Below are 25,061 nucleotides of genomic sequence, written 5' to 3'. Positions count from 1 at the left end.
ATATCCTCTTTTACATCTGTAATTTTCTGGTAAGACTTTGAAGAAATTCTAACATGCCCTCTCTGTAAGGCTGTTCTTTATTACATATATTTTGCGGTGTAGCTACGGGCGATCGCATCGCATCTTTCGTTATCAGGATCGCCAGAATGTCCTTCTACCCAATGCCAGCGAATATTTGATGAATTGAGAGGATCGAGTTGTTGCCAAAATTCTTGATTTTTGACAGGCTTATTGTCCTTGGTTTTCCACCCGTTCTTTTTCCAGCCTTTAATCCATTTGGTAATCCCATCTAGCACATATTTACTATCGGTATAGAGATCGACGGGAGTGGATTGTTTGTGAGTGGAGAGAAATTCTAAAGCTGCGATCGCGCCTTGTAGTTCCATTTGATTATTTGTGGTTTCACGGATGCCTCCGCCGAGTTCTTTAGTACTGCCATCGGAGAAATGGATGACTACGCCCCAACCGCCAGGACCTGGATTTTTGGAGCAAGCACCGTCAGTGTGGATGCTGATGATTTTGGATTCGGTGGAACTGGTGATTGGTAATTGGGATTCGGTGATTGGTGATTGGGGGAGAGATATAGGTTCTGGAGTTGATTCTGGTTTGGTCTTTGTGGAGGTGACTTGAGAGCGCGATCGCACAATTTCTACGGCAACAGAGCCTAGAAAATTGGGAATTGGCGGTTGCTTGATCACTCGTACTTCGACCTGTGCGATTTTTTCTTCTTCGAGCAGGCTGTCTGCGATCGCGCCAACTAATCTCTCGATTAGTTTAAATTTCTGCGTCTGAATGAGATTTTCAATCTTGCGAATGCAGGACACATAATTAACCGTATCTTCAATTTCGTCATTATGGCTAGCCTTCTCAAAATCTACCCATAGGGTTGCCTCCACCTCAAACCATTGTCCTAGTACATTTTCTTCGGGCAGATATCCCACATATCCATATGCCCTTACGCCTTTTAAATAAATTTTGCTTGTCATCTGGTTGAGTAATACTAGTTGAAAATAAACCAAGAACTCAAGTTCTTGGCTAAAAGCTAAAGTCTGCTGAAGCAGACTAAAGAATAATTCTAAGGTTAACCCGTTTCAACGGGTTTGAGCTTTTAGACCGCACTTGAGTGCAGGGCTAATCCACTATAAATGCCAAGGTACTTATTGAGGTGGCATTTCTAGAGCGATCGCCCCTAGTTTGCCCTTACGGAAATCATACAAAATTAGCCTTGCAACCTTATCTAAATCGCCTTGAAATTTATTTAAAGCCGCAACTTCATGAATATACTCAATCCCTGAAGTTACCGTTGCAGGATCGATGACGTAACGACTACTCAACTTAGCATTGAGCTTAATCAACAAATCCACAGCTTCCGCTGCCACTAAGACATTGTCGTAGGCAGCCTGACCGATATCATCACAAATAGCAAGTTTCATCGCCGCATCTTGGTCATGTAGCAAAGGGGGAATTACCCCAGGGGTATCGAGCAACTCGATCTGATCAGAAATCCGAATCCAGCGCAACTGGCGGGTTACACCTGCTTTATTGGAACTCGCCACTACCCTTTTCTTAAGCAACCGATTAATCAGTGCCGATTTGCCGACATTAGGGAACCCAACTACAACTGCACGTACAGGACGTGGCAACATGCCCCGACCGTGCCGCCGTTCATTTACTTTCTCGCCTGCAACTTGGGCGGCTTTGAGTAAATCCACCATGCCTTTGCCAGCCTGAGCATCAGTGAAATACGCCATGCGATCCTGCTCGGAAAACCATCGCATCCACTGTGTTTTTACGTTTGAGGTGATGGCATCAATGCGATTGCATACTAAAATGTGCGACTTTCCCTCCACCCATTTTTCAATTTTGGGGTGCTTACTAGACATTAAAATGCGCGAATCACGCACTTCAATGACCACATCAACCAATTTTAGTTGTTCTAACAACTGCTTTTCAGCTTTGGCGATATGACCTGGATACCACTGGATTGGGCTTGCCATAGGAAAAAAATACGGAGAGAAAGTATCTTTAACTATATACTGTTGCTAAGATATTAAGAAATATTAAGATCTGCCTTTAATTTTAATTAAATTTAAACTTTAAAAAAATCATGATTAACTTCTCCTTACCAAAGATTATTCAGAGATTTAGCAAGATCGCTATCGCCATAATGTTGCCCTTAGCGATCGCCTTCACCCATATTCCTGCGGCTCATGCTTTTGATGCACCAGAGCTATTGCCTGAAAAGTACACAAACGTAATCGATTTGGGGCGCTTTTTAACTGAGTCTGAAGAGTTAGCTCTTGATCAAAAGTTAACTAAATTTGAAGAACAAACGGGCTGGAAATTGAGGGTTCTAACCCAAGTCGATCGCACCCCAGGGCGAGCAGTTAAGGAGTTTTGGGGGCTAGACGAGAGCAGCGTTATGCTTGTAGCTGATGGGCGTGGACGCAACCTACTAAACTTTAGCGTCGGTGATGCGGTGTATCCGTTGCTATCACGTAGCTTCTGGATTGAGTTGCAGTCTCGCTATGGCAACCAGTTCTATGTGCGTGATCAAGGGTATGACCAATCGATCTTGTCGGCTATTGATGCGATCGCAACTTGTCTCGATCAAGATGGCTGTGCAGTTGTCCCAGGCATTCCTCAAGAGCAATGGATTTTGACGCTGATTACTTCCATTGTCGGTGGCGTGATCTTTGGGTTTGCGGGGCATCCTCGTAAAGATGGAGAAATATTTGCTTGGAAATGGGCGCTAATCTTCACCCCACTTTGGGGCATGTTATTCATTTCATTTGGTCTGGGTCCAGTTCTGACGCGCACTAGTGAATGGGTTCCCATTGTTCGCAATGTAGCAGGTTTTGTTGGTGGAGCAGTTATCGCTTATTTAATTCCTTCACCAAAAAAAGTGACCCCATCGCCTGAAGCTAGGTAAAAACAGCTCAATATTGTAATTGAACTAAAAAGGGGGGCTATAGCCCCCCTTTTTAGTTCAATTACTGAGACTGTAACTTAGCATCGATCGCTTTAGCAATGCGATCGCTTGCTTCTTCAAGATGGGCTTTAGTGTAGAGATCGAGCTTGTCACCGCGATCGCGCAATACCGATGCAAGGCGATCGCGCAGTTGACGGAGTTGATACCACGCAAGGGTACAAGCATCTTCAGGTGGATTACTGGTTTGCATTCCAACTACAAAGTCAAGGAAGTTATCGATTTTGTCGGGGGAGAGTCGATTGCGGAGAGCCAGATTAACTAATAGATTCATATGTTGACGCTGAAGTGAACGGCGCAGACTGGAAACTTGAGTTAAATCATTAGGTGGTTGCAGAACTTCTGTCCAAATACCTTGCAGTAAAGTATCAAATAGCTCAGGCAATGTTAGGGCTTGACCCGCAGCAGTTTTCAATTCGGTGTCCCGCAGCCTTTGCAAGCGTTCTGAAGATAGTAAATCACTCAGGACAAAGGTTTGTAATGATAAAATGCGATCGTGAATTGGATAGTCCAGAGAAGAGAAATCAGGTGAAGCACCCCAGTGATACCAACGGGATGGAGCCAGTTTATTCAGCAGATCTGGAGAAAAATTGAGAGCATCAGCCGCAAATAAATTTTTTTGAATCGTCGCGATCGCTTCACGTTGCTTCGCGACAGGAATTGGCTCAAACGGTAATCGCCCGATCGCATCACCAGAACGATAACGATTAAATGATTGTCCCCCCACGTAGGAAACTAAGGTAAACAAGTTAGAGGCATAATGCCCAAACACTTGATTGAAGGCAATTTTGGTGTCATTAAAACTTTCTCCTTTCCCAGGATAGCGCTTCTCGATCCGATTCCACATGACACGAGAATTATCAAACTGCCACTGCGCATAAGTAACGGAATCGTTGCTCAAGTCATGGGTTTGAACCTTGGGATCAAGTCCAGAGAATGCATCCTCATCGGGGGCATAGGCTAGCTCTGGTTGCGGTGCAAGCTTAGCTATTTTTTCTAGCTCCTTGATTTCTCCCGCAGGAATAATCGCATCAATTGGGGTATATCCATAGGCGATCGCCCATTCATCATACGCACCAACTTTACTAGTGAAGAAATCACCTTGCTTTGTCCCCTGCGGCGCAAGATTCACACCGTTATAATCCATTACAGAAGCAACTAAACCCCTTTTACGAGTAATTTCTGTATTATTCAACTCCTCAGGGGAGAGCATCGCGCTACCATGAAAGTTGTGTCGCAAACCCAAGGTATGCCCAACTTCATGGGCTGTGACTTCACGCACAAATTGATTGATATAGTCCTTCATGCGATCGCTACTAGGCAACACATTCTCAAACAGAGACAGAGACATTGCGCCTAACCGAAATTGTTCCACTGCTTCCATGCCATAGCACAAATCATTAGCACTAGACATAAACAAGTTGTTATTGAACTGAGTGGAAATCGGTTGTTTCCTGAGTAATGCGATCGCCTGTTTGTCATAGCGCATCCGCCTTGCATCCATGCCATAGCTGCATAGATTTGGATTACCTGTCAACCGCGATAAAAAAGACAAATTTTGCCAACTATTTTGTTGAGCAACACTTCCATAATTCTGCTTAATCGACCGAATCAAATTACTATCGATGATGATATCTGCATCAAGAATCTGACCTGTTAAGGGATTGGTTCGAGATGGGCCCATCGCAAAGAAACCATCAATCGAGTTAAACCAACGAATCGTGTTATAGCGAATGTCGGCTGGGTTCCAATCAGCGCGATCGGGCATTTGTTTTACCGCGATCGCATCTTTAAATCCAATCTTCTCAAAAGCACGATTCCACATTAACGCGCCTTCACGCACAGCACTGCGATATTCTAAAGGAACTGTATTCTCAATCCAAAATGTGATCGGTTGTTTGGGTGGAGAGAGTAAATCATGGGGATTTTGCTTTTCTAAATGCCAACGATTGATATAGCGTACAAATGGAGTCTTGCCAGATTTTTTAGAAAAGTCTTGATAGGCGGTGACAAAATAGCCAACTCGCTCATCAGCAAATCGAGGACGATAGCCATTTTGGGTCGGGAGTTGAGATAGGCTATAACGGACTTTGAGCGTAAAAGCATTGCTGTCGGACAAGGTACTGAGGTCAGGACTAAACTGTGAGTTTGGTATTCCTGCTCCCATGAAGCTAAATACCGATTCCAATTCAATATTTTGGGGAAATGCTTCCGCATTACTGATATAAGATTTGCTGGGGTCGGCGATGAAGGGAGCGCCAAGCTGTGCGGCTAAGGTTTTACTCAAATTTGGTAAAACATCACTCAAGATCAAAGGATCTAAATCAACTAAAAAAGATTTGTTTTTAGGATGAATGCTCCGAATTGGTAGTGATATCAAAACCGAGTCACTAAAGGATTGACTAAGCGATCGCTCTTGTGGATCTCCTAGCTGAGCGCGAAAGTTGGTGTTGGGAACCACAAATTGTAAATTATTATTTAAGCGGCGAAGGGTGAACATTAAGTCACGGAGAGGAACGCCACGATAGAGACCTCGCTCACCTAAACCAGATTCGAGGGTCATCACCGCCAAAAAGTTGCGATTAAGTTGTTCGGGTTTAATTTCGGCAAAAACCTTACCTGACTCTTGATGACGATAAAGCGTAAATAAACCCGCTAGTTTTTGATGATCTTTGATTAAATCGTCAAATGGTTGTAGTTCGGTTTGCCCTTGCATGTTGAAAGGTGGCAGGGGAATATTTTGAATAAAAGGAGTTTGTGCATAAATGGGAGAAAGTCTCTCGACAAGTGGATGAGAAATTAGAACTAGAAAAAAACTAAGGCAAATTACTATCCAAAATCGAATTCTCTTCATCTCTGCGCCTATGACATGAGTTTTGTTAAAACAGCCTACCCACTGTAGTTAGAGTTGTCAGCAATATGACTAAATATTTTGGGACTCACGCAAATAAACCAAGAACTCAAGTTCTTGGCTAAAAGCTCAAGTCCACTTCAGTGGACTACAGAATACTTCTAATCAACCCGTTTCAACGGGTTTGAGCTTTTAGCCCGCACTTGAGTGCAGAGCTACTGCGTAAGTTCTATATTTCAAGGGATTTATCCCTTGGCAAGGGATGTAAAGTTCTGTAATGTTTACTTTTTTAAAATTAATCCCAAAATCAATAAAATTGACCCGATCGCTAAGCAAGCAACCATGCCATAGAAATACCATTTGGCAGCATTTGCCGTAGACTTGGCAAGTTCCTCTTCACTCTTGAGAGAAATAATAAATTTTTTGTCAGCTTGGATCGGCTTGCGGAGAGTAACTTGCCCGCCCTCATCGGCTGCTGTCCCAATTACTAAAACTTCGCGATCGCAGGGCAAGATCGACTCTGTATAACGATAGCCAATAGTGCGTCTACCACCCATACCCGCACCGAGTAATAAATTAAAGCCGCCAAAAGATATTGAAGAACCGCTTGAATTCTCTTGTCGAAACTCATTTAATACTTGCACAGTATCAATATTGCCACCATCAGGATTAACTATAAGTTCGCCAGAATTATCTCGCAAAGTAAATGGAATTGATTGACTATTACTTGACACGGTTTCTGAACCCCGACGAGTTTCGGTGCGGGTTTTATTTTCACTATCGCGAGTTGTCTCCTGCTCCTCATATTCCCTGACAACTTTCATGGTGTAATGCACACAGGGTTCTTGTTTAAGCTCCGAAATTAAAGGGCGATCGCTACGAATAATACCGCGCACCTTCACATATTCTCGTAAATTCCCACTACCAATCTCTCCTGCAATTTCACTAGCAATACGTTGCAAATCTGCAACTGTTGAGGCTGTTGCGAGCCTAATACTTTGTAGTTTCGTACTGTAATTCTTTTGGACAAAAAACAGAATGATACCGATTACGATCAGGATGCCGCCAAAAATTGCCATAGTCTTTGAAGTATGTATGCGCTTTTGCTATGGCTTAAAATTAACATGGGTTAACCTTGAGGGAGAACTCAATTTTACGAATTACAAATTACGAATTACGAATTATGGTCACCATACCTACCAGTAGTCTTGATATTCAAGTTGCGATCGCCAATCAGCGTGCTTTCTTTGCCACTGGTAAAACCAAGGGCTATGATTTTCGGGTTGCTCAACTCAATAAGCTTTCACAACTAATTAAAGACAATGAGCAGCTAATTCTTGATGCAGTTTATGCTGATTTGCGTAAACCTGCGATCGAGGCTTTTGGCAGTGAAATTTTAGTTACCCTCTCAGAAATTAAATTTGTTCTCAAAAATCTTAAGGCTTGGATGAAGCCCCAAAAAGTAGGGACTCCTATAAATTTATTTCCTAGTTCTAGTTATATCTATACTGAACCCTTAGGCGTAGTGTTGATCGTTGCACCTTGGAACTATCCTTTTGCCCTGACAATCCAACCACTTATTGGGGCGATCGCTGCGGGCAATTGCTCGATACTTAAGCCTTCAGAGCATACGCCACACACTTCCAATGTGATCGCTAAAATCATTAACAACAACTTCGATTCCAATTTTATCACTGCGATTGAAGGTGGTATCGAGACGAATCAAGCTTTACTTGCCGAAAAATTTGACCATATCTTCTTCACTGGTGGAACTGCGATCGGCAAAATTGTTATGGAAGCTGCGGCAAAACATCTAACACCTGTCACCTTAGAACTCGGTGGCAAAAGTCCATGTATTGTCGATGCAACCTGTGATTTAGCAACCACCGCTAAGAGGATTATCTGGGGTAAGTTCTATAATGCTGGTCAAACATGTGTTGCTCCTGATTATCTATTAGTTCAGAAAAGTGTCAAATCTGCCCTAATCGAAAAATTATTAGAATGCGTAAAAACATTCTTCGGTGAAAATCCTCAACAAAGCCCAGATTTTGCCCGTATTGTCAACGATCGCCAATTTGATCGCCTCGTCAGTTTGCTCAATGAAGGCAAAGTGCTAATTGGTGGAAACAGCGATAAAAGCGATCGCTTTATTTCGCCTACCCTCATTGATGCAGTGTCTCCTAACTCGAAAATTATGGCTGAGGAAATCTTTGGCCCAATCTTGCCGATTTTGGAATATGACCAACTCTCAGATGCGATCAACTTTGTCAATGCTCAAGCTAAACCTCTAGCCCTATATTTCTTCTCCAGCAATAAGCAAAATCAGGAGCGCATTCTTCAAGAGATTTCCTACGGCGGAGGTTGTTTCAACGACATAATCATGCATTTAGGTAATCCAGAACTTCCCTTTGGTGGTGTCGGTCATAGCGGGATGGGTAGCTATCACGGCAAGGCAAGTTTTGATACTTTCTCTCACCGAAAGAGTGTACTCAAAAATTCCTTCCGCTTTGACCTCAAGTGGCGCTATCCACCTTATACGATGACTCTTGATACATTAAAGAAATTCATCAATTAATTTATCAAAAGCCTCAATTTGTGAGGCTTTTGATAAACTATCTTTCGTCAAGATAATCAATATTTCATGGTACTGGACAGTTAAAGCGTGATCGACGAGAAGGAGTCTCAATCGTATTTGCGGGGAGTATACACTCGTATGCGATCGCCCCATGCTAAAGTCTTCGTCTTACTAGATCCCACAATAATTACGGTTTGCATATCCGCAAGGTCAGGAACTAGTTGCGCCAGCGTAATCACCCGCACATTTTCACCTTTGCGCCCCATTTTGCGACCCAAAATCACAGGTGTGTCAGGCGATCGCCATTTTAATAAAATCTCTTTAGCCGCAGGCAGTTGCCATTTGCGCTGAGATGAAATCGGATTGTAAATCGCGATCGCAAAATCTGCTTGAGCGGCGGCGGCTAATCGCTGTTCGATCACTTCCCAAGGCTTGAGAATATCCGAAAGAGATATTGTGCAGAAATCATGTCCGATGGGAGCGCCAATCGCAGCAGCAGCAGCTTGAGCAGCAGATATTCCTGGAGCAACATGAATATCGATTTGGTTCCATTTAGAATCGGATTCATGATCTAATACTTCAAATACAGCGGCAGCCATGCCATAAATCCCAGGGTCGCCAGAGGAGACGATCACTACTGATTTACCCTCAGTTGCTAGATTGAGGGCAAGACGAGCGCGATCTAGTTCCACTCGATTATCGGAAGCATGGATTGTCTTTCCTTTCGTAAATTCCTTTACCAGATTGATATAGGTTTTGTAACCAACAAAATCCGTTGCATCTTCCAGAATCTTCTTGACTTCGGGAGACATCCATTTGGCATCGCCTGGACCTGTGCCAATGATTGAGAGCTTGCCATTTATTTTCTGGTCTTGGATTTGCTCAGTTTGATAAATTAAATAAGTAGAGCTTAATTTTGAGACGATCTCTTCCAATTGAATTTTATTGGAAATCACTTCAATTTTATGGGTAGCATGATCCGCAAAGGGAAGATTACTTTCGCTTAGCCAAGGTGCATCACCAATCAGTTGCACTGATTTGCCAGCCAACAAATCTGCTAAAAATATCTTTGCTTGGTCATCATCATTTAGCAGTCGATATCCTACTGGAGGTGCTAACAATGAAGTTTGAAACCTTAAGTCGCCTGTAGTAGTTATTGCCGCTTGGACTTGCAATACTTGCGCGATCGCCCTAGCGAGATCATTTGCCCCATTCAAACCACCCAATAGCGGCACTACGGCACTACCATCTTCCGCGATCGCAATTACAGGGGGCTCTGCGCGTTTATCTGACAGTAGAGGTGCTAGCGATCGGATTAGGATTCCTGCGGCACAGATGCCAATAATTGGATGTCCTTGGCTAAATAATTCGCTGACGGTTTCGCTGAATTTGTCGTATTGGCAATCGGCAGTTTGGGTACGCGGTGCTAGTCCATAAATTACTGCATCAGGAATTACGGTTTGAATTTGTCTTGCGATCGCAATACTTTTCTCTCCTAAAATGATGATGGCAAGAGGTTTCATGGTTTGTGGCGTGCATAGTAGCAACCAATTATAAAGGCAAAGCACATGCTAAGCTGGCGCTTTGCCTTTTTGGGTTAAGTTAGTCACCATTATTCATAAGCAGGCGCATTGCCATAATCGCAAATAACAACGCTGCGATTGCCTTGAGCAATTTTGTTGGCAAAAACACAGAAATGCTGTCACCAAGAAATACTCCTATTGAGCTAGCTACTAATAGGGCGGCAGCTGAGCCAATAAAAACAAATCTTGGAGCTGCTGAGCTACCACTTAAACTCAGAGTTGCTAATTGACTTTTGTCTCCTAGCTCCGACAAAAAAATCGTACCAAAGCTGAGAAATAATAATTGCCAGTCCATATTTTTTAAGCGATCGCTTCCCATAATAAACTAAGTGACAGAATCAGAAAACTCAAGCCAGCGAGGGTGTTTAGCAAACTTGGCGAGAAGGTTTTAGCTAGCCATTTACCTGCGATTACGCCTAACAAGCTAGTTGAAACTAAGGCGATCGCGGCTCCAGCAAATACGATCCAAGGCTGATGTGACTGCGCTGAAATCACTAAAACACTTAGTTGGGTTTTGTCTCCAACTTCAGCTAGAAATACGGTGATAAAAGTTGTGGTAACAATTTGCCAGTGTTCAGATTTGCTCTGAGATTTTACTGGTGATGTCGTGATCACTTGAGCTTGCTCAAGCTCTTGGTTTTTCAATTCGGGCTTTGCAGACATCGTTGTTATGAGCGTTATTCAATCTTTTCATAATCCTTTCATAGTCTACGCTATAAAACAAACTAAACTCATATTTTTTGTAAAAGCTTTGCTAGCATTGCTTTTACTGGATTTGATAAGAGAGAGCTGAGCGAAGCTCAGCTCTCTCTTATTTTGCGATTTCGTTGCGATCGCTATCTTGCCAAGGTGTTTCTGCAAAACTAGCAATTGGTAATTTAGGTAAACCCCATTTAGCAACTAAAGTTTGTAATACGCGATCCTGCGATCGGTGAAAAGCATCAATATCGCCTTCACCACGATTGATGATCGCAAACCAGATTGCGCCATGTTCTTGAGTTTGGACAACCCCTGCTAAGGCGCTGACATCAGAAAGTGTCCCAGTTTTGACGATCGCCCCTTTCGGCATTTTACGACCTTCGATTGTGCCGCAGTTGCATTGACTGCTTGGGTAAAGATCCGCAAGGGTTAGCCCCTCGACTTGGGCACGATTATGAACCGCCATTAGGATCGCCACTGATGCACGGGGGGAAATTTGATTGGCTTGCCCTAAACCTGAGCCGTTGATTAACCTTATTTCGGAAATTGGTAGCCCTGTCGCATTAGCTGCGATCGCGGCGACTTCTTTCCCGCCTCCCATTTGCGTTGCCAGAGTTTCCGCCATCTCATTATTGCTAAAGGTATTCATGCGCTTTAGGATTTGCCAAAGCGGTAACGATGCATGGCGAATCAGTAAGTTGCTAGTGGAAATATTAGCTACAGCAAGATTTGGCACTATTCGCACATTGCCAAGAATTACTAGCTGCGGTTTAGATGTTCCTGCGGGCATCGTCGCATATTGCTCGGCAACTTCACCCTGCCATCGGCTGCTATCAAAGGCTAAACGGAGAAAATTTGCTGATTCTTGAGGGTCAGGCTCGAAGTTCATGGAGAACCGTCCTGTAATGATCAGATTACCTTGAACGCGCCTAATGCCCAGTTGATTAAGTTTATTGCCAAGCCCGATCGCCTCTTCCCATACAAAAAACGGATCGCCACTACCCTCAATAATCAGATCGCCTTTGAGCGTATCGCCAGTAAGTTTTCCTGTGCTGCTGATCTTAGTAATAAAGCGATGGTTTGATCCCCAAGTTTGCAAAGCTGCTAGGGTGGTGACATTTTTAGTGAGCGAAGCTGATGGCAATGGGCGGCTCGATAGACGACCAGAGGCGATCGCTCCATCATGGGACTGAATCCATACACCTTGATCAGGGTTATTTACCCCCATTTGCTTAATATCATTGAGCAGGTTTACGATCGCTTGCTTTGCGACAGGATCGGACTGATTATTGGCGAGATCTTCTGAGGCGAGTACTGGGCGATTGGCATAGCTCATCACTGACCGAGGCACTGCGGCGACTTCACGACCATCGAGAGCTTGAGCCGAAACCGATAATAGCAAAGCACCAACGAGACTCCACGTAGTCATAAGGAAAACCGTAACTAGAATGATTGTGCTTTACGTGGCTTTGCCACATAAAGCACAATCATTCTAGTCCAGCAATCCTGATTATCAAAACCAATTTTTTGAAAGCCCGCCGAAGGCGGGCTTTCAAAAAATTGGTTTTAGTGATTTTAGCTAAACATGGCGCTTTCAAGTTGCTGCAACGCAATTTCTAGATCATCATTAATGATTGTGATATCAAACTCATTTGCCGCAGCTACTTCCAATTTGGCATGGTGTAAGCGCTTGATAATTTGTTCATTACTATCGGTACTGCGATCCCGCAAGCGACTTTCTAAAACTTCCATCGAAGGTGGGGCAATGAAAATTCGTTTAGCGCTAGGAAAAGACTGGGCAACTTGTCTCGCACCTTCTAGTTCGATTTCTAACAAGACTATTTGCCCCAAGGCGATCGCTTCATCGATTGCTTGGCGGGGCGTACCGTAAAGATTTCCCGCATATTCCGCCCATTCCAGAAATTTGCCTGCATCTCGCTTTTGTTCAAATTCAGCCCGATCCCAAAAGAAATATTCGCGACCATGTTCTTCACCTGCACGGGGAGGTCGGGTCGTTGCCGAAATTGAAAAGAGAATGCGATCGGGATAGCGCTCCAGCAATTTCTGCAACAGAGTGCCTTTACCGACACCGCTTGGCCCCGTTACAACTATTAATTTACCGCTCAATTTATCTTGGCTCAACGTTTCGTAATTCCCTATAGAGATAGAGTTGACAGCACTTTGCCCGTTAACCAAATGTCAAATTACATTTAAAAATCCTTGCTTTGCAAGGATTTTTAAATTGGTTTAATCTGTAGCGCCTTCTTTACTGATGACAAAACGATTAGCAACAGTTTCAGGTTGAATTGCAGATAGAACTACATGGCTAGAGTCGGTAACAATTACGGCTCTTGTGCGTCTACCATAGGTAGCATCAACCAACTTACCATGTTCACGCGCATCACTAATGATACGCTTGATTGGAGCAGATTCGGGGCTAACGATCGCTACAACTCGGTTTGCCGAAACAATATTACCAAAGCCGATGTTGATGAGCTTAATATCCATAATTTTATCGATCTAAAATCGATTTAGAGTTGATGTAGCTTCATTTTTGTAGGTATTATCACATTATCCTACAAAAATCCACTAGATGCGATATATTTTGTCACGTATAGCGAAACCTATCTTAATTAAGCAGATATACTCAGTTGTCATACTTTCGTGAATTGGGATAAAAGAAAGCTAACAGCCAACAAGGCAAATAATTATGTCAGATATTAGAAACGTAGTGATTATTGGCTCAGGACCAGCAGGCTATACTGCTGCAATTTATGCTGGGCGAGCTAACCTTAATCCACTTGTATTTGAGGGATTCCAGAAGGGGGGCATCCCTGGCGGACAATTGATGACGACGACGGAAGTAGAGAACTTCCCTGGGTTTCCTACTGGAGTAATGGGACCCCAGTTGATGAGCTATATCAAGGAACAAGCTATCAATTGTGGTGCAGAATTGATAATGGAAGATGTAACTTCTGTTGATTTCCGCGATCGCCCTTTTACGATTAAATATTTATCTCACGAAGTCCAAACCCACAGCGTGATCATCGCCACAGGTGCAACCGCGAAAAGGCTCCATTTACCCAGTGAACCGAAGTATTGGAATCGTGGAATTTCAGCATGTGCAGTATGTGATGGCGCTGCGCCGATCTTTCGTGGTGTGGAGTTAGCGGTAGTTGGTGGTGGTGATACGGCTGCGGAAGAATCGATTTTCTTAACTAAATATGGTTCAAAAGTCCATCTGCTCGTGCGTGGCGATCGCATGAGAGCCAGTAAAATTATGCAAGAGCGTGTATTAGCACATCCGAAAATTACGGTGCATTGGCAATCTATCCCGATTGATGTTTATGGTGAAGAGATTGTTAAAGGGGTAAAGCTTCGCCATGCTGTCACTAATGAGGAGAGTGATTTAGCTGTGGGCGGACTATTTTATGCGATCGGGCATAGTCCGAATACAGATTTATTTGCGGGACAGATAGAACTTGATGCGACGGGTTATATCATCACAAAAGGAAAGTCAACATCTACTAATATTGCAGGTGTCTATGCCTGTGGCGATGTCCAAGACCACGAATATCGCCAAGCGATTACTGCGGCAGGAACAGGATGCATGGCAGCACTAGAAGCAGAGCGATGGCTATCTGCAATGTAGTCATCGCCGCGCTTTGCGTGGCGATGACTATTGTTAGAGATGTAAATGCTGAATTACAGTGTTTACATCTTTGTCACCACGACCAGAGCAGTTAATGATAATGCGCTGATCGGCGGTTAGTTGTGGGCAGAGAGTTTCTAGATAGGCGATCGCATGGGATGTCTCCAATGCAGGAATGATGCCCTCCAAACGTGAGAGTCTTTGAAATGCATCGAGAGCTTCTTGATCCGTGACGCTGTAATATTCAGCACGACCTAAATCCTTGAGATAGCTATGCTCTGGCCCAACTCCAGGATAATCTAAGCCAGCACTGATGGAATGTGCTTCTTGGACTTGTCCTTCTGAATCTTGCAATAGATAGCTCATTGCGCCATGTAATACACCAACGCGCCCAAGCGTTAAAGTTGCGGCATGGAACTCAGTATTTGTGCCTTTACCTGCTGCTTCCACACCGATCAAACGAACGCTTGGCTCATCGACGAACTCATGGAATAGACCCATTGCATTGGAGCCACCACCAACACAAGCTAATAAAATATCTGGCAAACCGCCCCATTTCTCTTCACTCTGGCGACGGCTCTCCTTACCAATCACGGCATGAAAATCTCTCACAATCATTGGGTAAGGATGGGGGCCAGCGACGGAGCCGAGAATGTAATGGGTATCGACGACATTAGTTACCCAGTCACGAATTGCTTCAGATGTAGCATCTTTGAGCGTACCAGTACCAGCCTCAACGGGACGCACCTCTGCACCCATGAGCTTCATGCGAAATACATTCAGCGATTGGCGCTCCATGTCCTGTACGCCCATATAAATCACGCAATCTAGACCAAAGCGAGCGCAAACAGTTGCCGTAGCTACACCATGCTGTCCTGCACCTGTTTCGGCAATTACGCGCTTTTTGCCCATGCGGATAGCGAGGAGAACTTGAGCTAGGGCATTATTAATTTTGTGCGCACCAGTATGGTTGAGGTCTTCACGCTTCAGATAAATCTGAGCAGTTCCATAGTGCTGCGTCAATCTCTCCGCAAAATATAGAGGGCTGGGTCTACCCACATAGTCTCGTAAATAGCCGTCTAACTCGTTGTTAAAATCTGGATCGTTCTTGTAATGATAAAAGGCAGTTTCCAGTTCAGCAAGGGCGCTCATAAGGGTTTCGGGGACATATTTGCCACCGAAAATACCAAACCGTCCTAATGAGTCGGGACGATTGACGAGTGTGGTTTGTGTAGTTGTTTTGGGTGCGATCGGCGTTGTGGTCATTGCGGTGGGTATTGACTGATGAGTTAGCTACTATTAAAACTTGCTTGTGGTGCTTGTGACACTGTATTTAGGATAACAAATTTTGAAAGTGCCGCGAAGCGGCACTTTCAAAATTTTCACTGGGTTTTAACTCAGCGCTTTGCGCTGTAACATATACCAAAAGATGAATCAGTTTCATGAATCAAGAAGACATCCGATCGCTAGAAATTGCAAATTACCCTGTAGCAGGAGTTGACGAAGTTGGGAGGGGTTGTCTTTTTGGCGAAGTTGTCGCAGCGGCAGTGATTTTGCCCATTGATAAATTTGGTTATTTAGAAAATCTTGGTGTGACTGATAGCAAAAAGCTATCCTCCCAACGGCGCGAAAAATTAGATCTGATCATTCGTGAAACTGCGATCGCTTGTGAAATTGGCACGGCTTCGGTTGATGAAATCGATGAAATGAATATTCTCGCAGCGAGTTTACTAGCGATGGAGAGGGCGATCGCAAAGTTAAATCCACAGCCCAAGCACTGCCTCATTGATGGCAACCAACTTTTACGATTTAAACTAATTGCGCCGATTCCGCAAACTACAGTGATTAAGGGGGATTCTCTATCAATTTCAATTGCGGCGGCAAGTATTGTCGCGAAAGTATGGCGCGATCGCAGAATAGTAGAACTAGCAGAAATATATACAGGCTATGATCTAGCGACAAATAAGGGCTATGGCACGCCTAAACATCGAGAAGCGATCGCGCAACTTGGCTATAGCGATCTCCATCGTAAAACCTTTAAAATAAAATTATGACTTACGTAGCCCTGCTCAAGTGCGGGCTAAAAGCTCAAACCCGTTGAAACGGGTTAATTAAAAGTATTCTGTAGTCCGCTGAAGTGGACTTGAGCTTTTAGCCAAGAACTTGAGTTCTTGGTTTATTCTTTATTTGATAGGAGTAGAGTCAATGCGATCGCAACTATGTATTCCATTTATCTTGCTAAATGTCATTGTTCAAGTCACTGCTTGCGCCCAACAGCCTGCTGTTAACGCAGGGATAGCCACGACTCAGGCAGAAACAACTAAAAACCTACCTGAATCTCAAACAAAAGCAGCTACAAATGATCAACAAGCTGTGATAAAAGCAGATGCAACCGATGGGCGATCGTCAGCTAAGCAAATATCTCTAATCACAGGTGTATATAATGCTGGCTCTAGATACATTACGATCGCAAAGCAGGGAAGCCGTATCTGTTATCAAGGTGTTTCTATGCCATCTGGGCGATATGCTGTCGCAGTTGGCGAGACTACTGGCTCCTTATCTGCTGAAAAGGATTATTTTGTTGCCGATGGCTGGAAAAAATATGGAAGAACTGTAACTTTAAGTCAGAATGGGGAGAATCTCTCGATATCGCTAGATGGTGGTTCTCCCTCTGAATATAATTTCTTTCAAAAAGATGGTGGAGAAAAATATTCTGAATCACTAATGAATTGTTTGAATAGTACTGGCGAGTTTTTTGAAACCGCGCCTAATTATACTATCTCTACTTCAACTGGAAGTCAGCCAAAGAAAGAAACTGGGAATTTATTGACTTCAGAACAAAAGGCAAAACTTCTGCAATTACCAATCCCCATTGTTGCCCCAAATTTTGTTCCAGAGGGATTTCGCTTAGTTTATGCCAAGGGAGAAGCGAACAAATATGCTAATGGTGATGATGACTCTGGTTACACGATCGCCTATCAAGGAGAAAACAACACCTGTATTAGTATCAGCTCATCTAGCTCTGGCTCACGAGGATTGCAAAGAGCAAATGAAGTCCAGACGGAATTTGGCTCAGTGGTAGTTTATACAGATAATGCTCGTGACAACAGCATCAGGAGTATTTCGAGCTTTTTAGTGCTAAAAGGAAATCCAGCCCTCATCTCAGGTGGAAGTATTCCAGATAGTAGTGCAGATGGTGGATTTAAGCGTTGTGAACCTGTGGGTATGGGAGTCTATATGCAAGTGTTAAAGTCGCTAACATTGGTGAAATGATTGGATATGGCTTGCGCTACAGCATTCCTTAAGTTGCCTAATCGCCATGTTTATGCTATTTCTCATCTATAAAGCAATATTCTCGGAACGTTTTACGTTCTAAAAATATTGCTTTATAAGTTGTTCTGATGGGTAAAACCCAAAATATGCGTTTAATCCATACCTCTGACTGGCATTTGGGTAGAAAATTAAAAGGAGTCGATCGCACTCCTGAAATTGCCTTAGCATTAGAAGAAATCCTCAAATATGCTCAGGAATTTGAAGTTGATGCCGTACTTGTAGCGGGGGATATTTTTGATGTGCCGAATCCCACGACTGAGTCAGAACGTATTGCCTATGAATTTTTTTATAAGCTTAATCAGTTAAGTATTCCTTCAGTTGCGATCGCAGGAAATCATGACTCGGCAAATCGGATTGATAGTCTCGCGCATTTACTATCTCTTGCAGGAGTGAGGGCTTTAGGTAGACCGAGAATTGCTGAAGAAGGGGGCGTTGTTAATATTGATACTGCTAATGGAAAGCTTTGTGTCGGCGCGATGCCTTTTGCTTCAGAGCGGCGCTTATTAGCTGCCGAGGATGTTTGGAATAAAGATGCTGTTGAGCAACGCAATGATTATAAAACTTTAGTAACCTATGTTTTGCAAGATTTGGCTACTGCATTTAAAACTGATGCCGTGAATGTGATGATGGCACATATGACCGTTGATGGCGCAAAGTTTACAGGTTCAGAGGCTGCCTTTTATAGTGGTGCTGTCTATAGTCTTTCAGGACAATCAATCCCTTCAGAATGTCAGTATGTAGGCTTAGGTCATATCCATCGTCCTCAACAGATTGCCAATGCCGCACCGACCTATTATGCAGGATCGTTAATTCAAGTAGATTTTGGCGAAGTGGGCGAAGAGAAGGGATTTAATTTGATTGAAGTGGAAGTGGGTAGACCTGCGAAAGTGCAATTTCAGCCCCTTGCTTGCCAAAAGCCTCTTAAAAGGGTGGAATGTCATATCGATCAGCTTGATGAACAATTAGAATTGCATCGTGATTATGTTGGCTATTTGAAATTTGCGATCGCTGTGGATACGCCGCCCATCGGACTAGCGGATCGGGTGCGAAAAGTCTGTCCCCAAGCGGTAATGGTGGAGCCAAAATTAATTGTCAATGACGCTGCCCCAGCACCAGAAGCCAAGGATTACGATCGCTTTGATGCGATCGCTGAGTTTCAAAAATTTTATAGCGATCGGGAAAAGAATTTGTCGCCTGACGTGATTGAAGCATTCAAGAATCTGTATATGGAGTTCAGCGATGCGTCCAATTGAGTTATATAGGAAAGCTGGTAGCGAAGTAGGGCAACCACGGGGGGATTGACCCTACCCCAAAATTTAAAGGTTATCTTAGGGGCTGTGCCCCCGTGCCAGCCCCCAACCTATGCTATGACAGGAATTCCTTCTACGTAACATCAGTGAGTATGTCAAATACTTTCAGCTAAACCTTAGCTAATTTGATATAATCGCTGAAATCAGGAGCTAGTCGCTCTTAGTAATTGGCAAAGCATCTGAGTCGTATTCTTGGAGTTTGAGGCGATGGAATGGTTAGTTGTTTGGGGCGTGACACAGGCGGCGGGTGTAGTTGTTTATCCCATCCTTCAGGATTTGGCAAAGGATGCGGCAAAGGATTATGGCAAGGACTTTTTTAAGGATTGCCTGAAAAAGGTGATCCGCTTGCCCGAACATGATGTGCTAAAGGAAGCCTATGGGAAAGCACTGAAAAATTTTTTGGAACTTATTCAGGATGAGTTGCAAGGGGCGGGTTATAAGGAAGCAATTATTAAGCAGTACGTTCCTTTTTTGAAGAAGTTTATCGATCGCGAAGAAGTTGCTGCGGCTTTGGGGATGGCGTTTGATGTGGAATGTAAGGCGATCGATACGGCGCTGTTGGTGCGGACTTGGGCGGCTTTGAATTCACCACTTTTGCCTGAGGATATGGATTGGGATTTTGTGTGTAAGTCCTACATCAAATCGGTCAAGAAACTTGTCCAGAATTCGGATAAGTTGCGCCCGATTTTTGAGGTGCAGACCTTGGATAAAATCGCGGATGGTACACAGGAATTAGTAGGAATTGCACCAACATTTAATTTGGGGCAGTATGCGGAAGGGTTGCGGGAGCAGTATGGCAACTTGAAGCTGGAATCTCTGGATACGACTGGAGTTTATTACAACGAGTTGAAGCTTTGGAAGATCTTTATTCCTCAGAATTTGCGGGAATGTCAGGAGTTTATTCCGCAGGTGTATGAGTTGCCGAAGGATCGATCGCGGCTGTTGCAGGAGAGTGGACAGTTGGATGTGTTGGAACTTGCGGAAGCGGAGTTAGAGAATCATCGCAAGCGCTATGTCGAGCAACCGATTCGGGGAGTATTTGAGGTATTGGGCGATCCGCAGGAGTTGGCGAAGGAGGTCGTTGCTAAATATGCAGTGATCTTGGGCGATCCAGGTTCGGGAAAATCGACGCTGTTGCAATATCTGGCGCTGATTTGGGCGGAGCGACCTGTGCGAGATTTACCTTTGTATCCGTTGCCGCTTTTGTTGGAGTTGCGTACCTATGCCCGTGATAAGCAGGCAGGGAAATGTCAGGATATTGTTTCGTTTATTCATGGGGGGAATATTACCTGTCGGCTGAATCAGCAGGATTTGCATGAAAAGCTGAAGAATGGTGATGTAATTGCCCTATTTGATGGGATTGATGAGGTGTTCGATCCTGCGTTGCGGGATGAGGTGGTGACGGATATCCATCGCTTTACGAATGAGTATCCTGCGGTGAGGGCTGTTGCGACTTCGCGGTGGTTGGGCTATAAGGCACAACGGTTAAGGGATGCGGGGTTTCAGCACTTTATGCTGCAAGAGTTGAATGATGAGCAGATGCAGGAGTTTGTGGTGCGTTGGCATGATCTGAATTTTGCGGAGGGTGCGGATAAGGATCGCAAGCGGGAGCGGTTGCAGAAGGCGATTAGGGAGTCGCGATCGATTAAGGAGTTGGCGGGAAATCCTTTGTTATTAACGATGATGGCGATTCTCAATCGTAATCAGGAGTTACCGAGGGATCGTCCTGAACTGTATAACCAAGCTTCGAGGGTGTTGTTGCATCAATGGGATGTGGAACGGGCGCTAGTGGAGGATCGGCGGATTGACCCGAAAACGATTGACTATCGCGATAAGCAGGCGATGTTGCGGAAGGTTGCCTATTATATGCAGTCGAGTGCGAAGGGTTTGGAGGGGAATTTGATTAGTGCGGCGCAGTTGGAGAGCATTTTAACGGATTACCTGAAGACGATTGAGGTGGAGAAGCCAAGGGAAATCGCTCGTATCATGATCGGTCAGCTTCGCACGCGCAATTTCATTCTCTGCGATCTGGGTGGGGATTCCTATGGTTTTGTGCATCGGACTTTTTTGGAATATTTTTGTGCGTGGGAGTTTGTTTGGCAGTTTAAGGAGTCGCAAACGCTGACGATTGAGCAGTTAATCAATGATGTGTTTGGGAACCATTGGCAGGATGAGTCTTGGCATGAGGTTTTGCGATTGATTTCTGGGATGATCGAGCCGAGGTTTGTTGCAGAGATTATTGATTTTCTTTTAGATCAGAAAGTTGACAGAAGTGCTTTTTTGGATGAGGAAAACCATCTTCAAAAAGAAGGACTATCGAATCTTTTACTAGCGATAGATTGCTTTGTGGAGGTTAGAAATAGGAATTTGATTGCAGCGACATCAAGCAAATTATTAAAAATCTTACAAGTTGAAGTTGAACAAGAAATCCCTTATGGTTTCAATTTTGAATTAGCAATGACAATTATTACTAACATTGCAAGCATTTGGAAAGATAGTTCTGACTTGTTACCTTGGCTGAAAAAATGTTTGGATTCCGATTCAAATTCTATACCAATAGTTACGGTAGGAGTGATTGCACAAGAATGGAAAGAAGACTCAGAAACCCTTCATTGGCTAAAAGACTGCGCTCTTAATGATCAGAATTCGCATGTGCAAATGGTGGCGGTCGGAGTGATTGCACATATATGGAAAAAAGACCCAGAAATTCTTCCTTGGTTAAAAGACCGCATTCTTAACGGTCAGAATGAATTTGTGCAAATGATGGCGATACGAGAGATTGCTAAAGGATGGAAAGATGACACTGATACCCTGCCTTGGCTAAAAGATCGCGCTCTTAACGGTCAGAATAAATTTGTGCGAATAGCAGCGGTACAAGCGATCTCCGAAGTCTGGAAAGATGGTTCTGATACCCTTCCTTGGCTCAAAGACCGCGCTCTTAACGATCAGAATTATTATGTGCGAAAAGCAGCGGTACAAGCGATCTCCGAAGTCTGGAAAGATGACTCTGACACCCTTCCTTTGCTAAAAGATCGCGCTCTTAATGATCAGGATAATGATGTGCGAATGGCGGCGGTACAAGAGATTGCCAAAGGCTGGAAAGATGATCTACAAACATTTGATTTTTTATGCGATCTCGCCATCCACGATCCCTTTAAACGTGCAGAAGATTGGGAAACTAATCCCCGCCAAACTGCACTAGAAGGAATCCTCAAACATTACAGCGATAAACCTCAAACATTGGAATTATTGAAGACAGTCTCTAACAACGATCGCGATGAAAAATTAAAGGAATTTGCGAAGGAGGAATTAGCAAAATTGAGTGAGAATCCCGTAGGGGCATAGCATTTGCGCCACAATTTTTAAAACCCGCAACAATATCGATCTGCAAATGCTTTGCCCTCTATGCCTTCACCGATAAATTGTCCCTGCGTTGTGAGGTTTTGGGCAAAGCATTCCCAAATTTAGGCGATCTGAAAATTTATAGATTTCTGCGGGAATGCTGTGCCCCTACATTTCTACAAATCCTATGCGCCCTATGCTTTTAGCGATCGCTTGTCCCTGCGTTGCGAGGTATTGGACAAAGAAAAAGAAACCTATAAAAGCTCAGATCCCCGACTTTTTCTCAGCAAACAAAGACAATTTGCAAATTCACAAAAAAAGTCGGGGATCTAAATCTAATGCTTTCACAGATAAGTTGTCCCTAGTTTTTATCCGTATATAATAAATTCAAGAAAACAGGACAAGATTTGTATAAAGCATAAATTTATGTCGATCGCCCAACTTGCCTCCAAAATCGAAAAAGTTAAAGTTTATTCCGAAGGCTCCACTGTGAGGCGTTTGGCAAGTCTGTCAGCGATCGCATGGCAAAATGAAAATACTGAAAATGTCGAAGTCGAGATCGTGGGATTACCGCTGGCTCTGGATGATGCGAGTGTCAGGGTGCGAGTAGACAATGGCGAAACTGGGGCAGACGAGAATGTAATTGTTATAGATGTACGGGTTGGTTTGAGTGTCCCATCACCCGTAGAAGTTTCCATATCAGATTTAGAAGAATTAATCCAGTCAGCAAAAGCTGAGGTCGATCGCTTAAATGATCTCCAAAGTGTAATTGCTCTAGAAATGGCAGCTTTGAATGTGTTGAATGTCCCCGATCGCCCTATAGGAGAAGAGGGCAAAGCCCCACCAATTTCACCAACAGGTGCAAGGGTCGCATTAGCAAATTTCAAGGATGAGCAAAAGCAACTACGCATCAAAGAAAAGCGCGAACTTGATCTGCAATTGCGAAAAGCCATAGAAAATCTGCGAGATTTGCAACAACAACAAACCTTTGCTTCCAATGCGAATGTCGCCAAAGAAAATGAGTTACGCAAAACCATTGTTGCTCGTTTGCAAATTAGCGATCGCATGGCAGCATCTTTAGCCATACCTGACAATCTGCAACTGATTTTGGAATATTTTGTGCAGGGGGCAAAATGGACACCCACCTATGTTTGTCGGCTGAATAGTGCCACTAATACAGCTGCGATCGCCTTGCGGGCTTTGATCTGTCAGCGTACTGGTGAGGATTGGTCGGGTGTGCAGATCGAGCTTTCGACTGCTACGCCGACGGGTTGGTGTGAGTTGCCAGAATTACCTTCTCTGAGGTTAGGGCGATCGCAAGCATTTGCGTCCAAAAAAGCTTGGCGCAATCCACCGAAGGGAGCTGAGATACTTTTTGAAGATTATGATCTTCAGAGATATATCGCCTATAACGCAATTAGTACTACTTCAGTTTCTCAAAATTTTCAAGTTCCAACTTTACTACCATTATCAACAGTCACGCAGTCCGTTCTTAGTCAGAGGATTGAAAATTTTAAAACAGACTCAGTTTCGGATAATCGTGAACTATTTGGAAGGGTTCTTACTAGCACTAGAGGAGCAGGTGTTTCGACGGAAATGGATGCCGAATTTGATGATCTTGAATCTATGTTGCAGACTACATTCAGCAAGGAAGTAGCTGCTCCATCTCCAAGGAGAATGGAAGCACGAGCTATGGATGAAGAAATATATCAAGAAAAACAGTCAATACGAACAAGAGCCCCACAAGCAGCTATGAGTAAGGCAATGGCTCCTGCACAAATGTCTACTCTTCTTGATCGTCCAGGGGCAGTAATGCGAGAATCTATCTTCGATCCTGTCCAAGAGATTACGAACTATGGTCTGATGCGATTGGCTGATCCTAGTAATACCTCGCAACGCGGAAAACTCAGCCTGCCTGATGTGCAGACGATCTATTTGGAGTCGCTGAAGCGATCGCGAATGACGGTTAACTTCGATCTAACCGTAGTTTTACAACAAGCGTTAAGTCTGGCGGCTTGCCAGAACACTCATTTACCTGCGGGTACGGTCAATGTGCGGCAAATGGTAGGCACTTTCGACTTTGCATATCTTGGGAATGGACTTGTTGATATTCCATCCGATGGACAGTTTCATTCAGTTGCATTGCTGGAAGAGAATGCGGAGATTGATTTGCGCTATATCGTCGTCCCCCGTGAAGATACTAATGTTTTTCGGATAGCACAACTTCGTAATCCTCTAAGATCGCCATTGTTAGCAGGCTCTACGGATGTCTATGTTGATGGTGAATATATTCTCTCAACGCAGATTAATACAGTGCCACCCAGAGGACAAATGGAACTGGGCTTAGGCGTGGAACAGTCAATCAAAGTCGCCCGAAATACTTCCTTTAAAGAAGTGCGATCGGGCATGAGTCTGGTTGCCTTTAACGAATTACGTCACAGTATTCATATTGCGATCGCCAATCGACTAGGACGAGATGCCAGAATCGAAGTACGCGAACGTATTCCTGTGCCACAAGCTGACGTAAAAGTAGATGTGACGGTCACACAGGTTGCCCCAGCATGGGAGAAATACGAACAGCAAGAACGCAATGCCGTGATTAAAGGCGGCTATCGCTGGCAAATCAACGTTCCCGCAGGTGGTGAAACGGAATTAACCGCCGACTATACAATTAAGACTTTTGTGGATAACGAATTGGTTAACGGTAATCGGAGAGAGGAATAGAAC

General features: G+C 44.0%; 18 protein-coding genes and 1 pseudogene. 8 read left to right on the top strand and 11 right to left on the bottom strand.

The window, feature by feature from the left end:
- Positions 1 to 80: 80 nt before the first annotated feature.
- Both rnhA and ylqF read right to left on the bottom strand, forming a co-directional pair.
- On the bottom strand, positions 81 to 986 hold the full coding sequence (rnhA, locus tag PseudUWO311_RS07430; protein WP_142654563.1) for a ribonuclease HI: 906 nt from the start codon (positions 984 to 986) through the stop codon (positions 81 to 83).
- Positions 987 to 1,157: 171 nt separating this feature from the next.
- On the bottom strand, positions 1,158 to 1,997 hold the full coding sequence (gene ylqF / locus PseudUWO311_RS07425; protein WP_142654562.1) for a ribosome biogenesis GTPase YlqF: 840 nt from the start codon (positions 1,995 to 1,997) through the stop codon (positions 1,158 to 1,160).
- 110 nt (positions 1,998 to 2,107) lie between these two features.
- Between ylqF and PseudUWO311_RS07420 the strand changes: the two genes are divergently transcribed.
- The gene (locus PseudUWO311_RS07420; RefSeq protein ID WP_223807486.1) at positions 2,108 to 2,932 is read left to right on the top strand and encodes a TPM domain-containing protein; all 825 of its coding nucleotides are present in this window, start codon (positions 2,108 to 2,110) and stop codon (positions 2,930 to 2,932) included.
- 61 nt (positions 2,933 to 2,993) lie between these two features.
- Here PseudUWO311_RS07420 and PseudUWO311_RS07415 read toward each other — a convergent pair whose 3' ends face one another.
- Both PseudUWO311_RS07415 and PseudUWO311_RS07410 read right to left on the bottom strand, forming a co-directional pair.
- Positions 2,994 to 5,843, bottom strand: coding sequence for a zinc-dependent metalloprotease (locus PseudUWO311_RS07415; protein ID WP_142654561.1), 2,850 nt, complete (start codon positions 5,841 to 5,843; stop codon positions 2,994 to 2,996).
- 278 nt (positions 5,844 to 6,121) lie between these two features.
- The gene (locus tag PseudUWO311_RS07410) at positions 6,122 to 6,919 is read right to left on the bottom strand and encodes an E3 ubiquitin ligase family protein (protein ID WP_142654560.1); all 798 of its coding nucleotides are present in this window, start codon (positions 6,917 to 6,919) and stop codon (positions 6,122 to 6,124) included.
- 104 nt (positions 6,920 to 7,023) lie between these two features.
- On the opposite strand from PseudUWO311_RS07410, the gene PseudUWO311_RS07405 reads away from it, so the two are divergent.
- Positions 7,024 to 8,415: an aldehyde dehydrogenase gene (locus PseudUWO311_RS07405; protein WP_142654559.1), complete on the top strand. Its 1,392-nt coding sequence runs from the start codon at positions 7,024 to 7,026 to the stop codon at positions 8,413 to 8,415.
- A gap of 107 nt (positions 8,416 to 8,522) precedes the next feature.
- Here PseudUWO311_RS07405 and cobJ read toward each other — a convergent pair whose 3' ends face one another.
- The 6 genes from cobJ to remA all read right to left on the bottom strand — a co-directional run bounded on the left by cobJ (position 8,523) and on the right by remA (position 13,205).
- Positions 8,523 to 9,938 carry a precorrin-3B C(17)-methyltransferase gene (gene cobJ / locus PseudUWO311_RS07400; protein ID WP_142654558.1) on the bottom strand — a complete coding sequence of 472 codons (1,416 nt, stop codon included), beginning with the start codon at positions 9,936 to 9,938 and terminating at the stop codon, positions 8,523 to 8,525.
- A 79-nt stretch (positions 9,939 to 10,017) separates the two neighbouring features.
- The gene (locus tag PseudUWO311_RS07395) at positions 10,018 to 10,293 is read right to left on the bottom strand and encodes a TMEM165/GDT1 family protein (RefSeq protein WP_142654557.1); all 276 of its coding nucleotides are present in this window, start codon (positions 10,291 to 10,293) and stop codon (positions 10,018 to 10,020) included.
- Between the two features lie 5 nt (positions 10,294 to 10,298).
- A complete protein-coding gene (locus tag PseudUWO311_RS07390) occupies positions 10,299 to 10,661 on the bottom strand; it encodes a TMEM165/GDT1 family protein (RefSeq protein ID WP_142654556.1) in 363 nt (120 codons plus the stop codon).
- Positions 10,662 to 10,809: 148 nt separating this feature from the next.
- On the bottom strand, positions 10,810 to 12,126 hold the full coding sequence (locus PseudUWO311_RS07385) for a D-alanyl-D-alanine carboxypeptidase (RefSeq protein ID WP_142654555.1): 1,317 nt from the start codon (positions 12,124 to 12,126) through the stop codon (positions 10,810 to 10,812).
- A gap of 146 nt (positions 12,127 to 12,272) precedes the next feature.
- Positions 12,273 to 12,839 carry a guanylate kinase gene (gene gmk / locus PseudUWO311_RS07380; protein WP_223807485.1) on the bottom strand — a complete coding sequence of 189 codons (567 nt, stop codon included), beginning with the start codon at positions 12,837 to 12,839 and terminating at the stop codon, positions 12,273 to 12,275.
- 105 nt (positions 12,840 to 12,944) lie between these two features.
- The gene (gene remA, locus PseudUWO311_RS07375) at positions 12,945 to 13,205 is read right to left on the bottom strand and encodes an extracellular matrix/biofilm regulator RemA (RefSeq protein WP_009629073.1); all 261 of its coding nucleotides are present in this window, start codon (positions 13,203 to 13,205) and stop codon (positions 12,945 to 12,947) included.
- A gap of 202 nt (positions 13,206 to 13,407) precedes the next feature.
- On the opposite strand from remA, the pseudogene trxB reads away from it, so the two are divergent.
- Positions 13,408 to 14,343, top strand: a pseudogene (trxB, locus tag PseudUWO311_RS07370) (thioredoxin-disulfide reductase); the annotation flags it as partial.
- Between the two features lie 39 nt (positions 14,344 to 14,382).
- Here trxB and trpB read toward each other — a convergent pair.
- Complete coding sequence (gene trpB / locus PseudUWO311_RS07365; protein ID WP_142654553.1) at positions 14,383 to 15,615, bottom strand: tryptophan synthase subunit beta; 1,233 nt, start codon at positions 15,613 to 15,615, stop codon at positions 14,383 to 14,385.
- 176 nt (positions 15,616 to 15,791) lie between these two features.
- Here trpB and PseudUWO311_RS07360 point away from each other — a divergent pair, with 176 nt between their 5' ends.
- From PseudUWO311_RS07360 to PseudUWO311_RS07340, 5 genes are all read left to right on the top strand, one after another.
- Positions 15,792 to 16,403 carry a ribonuclease HII gene (locus tag PseudUWO311_RS07360; protein ID WP_142654552.1) on the top strand — a complete coding sequence of 204 codons (612 nt, stop codon included), beginning with the start codon at positions 15,792 to 15,794 and terminating at the stop codon, positions 16,401 to 16,403.
- A 109-nt stretch (positions 16,404 to 16,512) separates the two neighbouring features.
- Complete coding sequence (locus PseudUWO311_RS07355) at positions 16,513 to 17,622, top strand: hypothetical protein (RefSeq protein ID WP_142654551.1); 1,110 nt, start codon at positions 16,513 to 16,515, stop codon at positions 17,620 to 17,622.
- 146 nt (positions 17,623 to 17,768) lie between these two features.
- A complete protein-coding gene (locus tag PseudUWO311_RS07350) occupies positions 17,769 to 18,935 on the top strand; it encodes an exonuclease SbcCD subunit D (protein WP_142654601.1) in 1,167 nt (388 codons plus the stop codon).
- Positions 18,936 to 19,199: 264 nt separating this feature from the next.
- Entirely contained in the window at positions 19,200 to 22,337 is a 3,138-nt protein-coding gene (locus tag PseudUWO311_RS07345) for a HEAT repeat domain-containing protein (protein WP_142654550.1), read from the top strand.
- A 423-nt stretch (positions 22,338 to 22,760) separates the two neighbouring features.
- Positions 22,761 to 25,058, top strand: a complete 2,298-nt coding sequence (locus PseudUWO311_RS07340) for a DUF4139 domain-containing protein (RefSeq protein ID WP_142654549.1) — start codon at positions 22,761 to 22,763, stop codon at positions 25,056 to 25,058.
- The last annotated feature ends 3 nt before the right edge of the window (positions 25,059 to 25,061 follow it).

This window comes from Pseudanabaena sp. UWO311 (assembly GCF_006937785.1).
Taxonomy (GTDB): domain Bacteria; phylum Cyanobacteriota; class Cyanobacteriia; order Pseudanabaenales; family Pseudanabaenaceae; genus Pseudanabaena.
The sequence above is the reverse complement of the archived record's forward strand: the minus strand, read 5'-3'. Positions and strand labels throughout refer to the sequence as shown.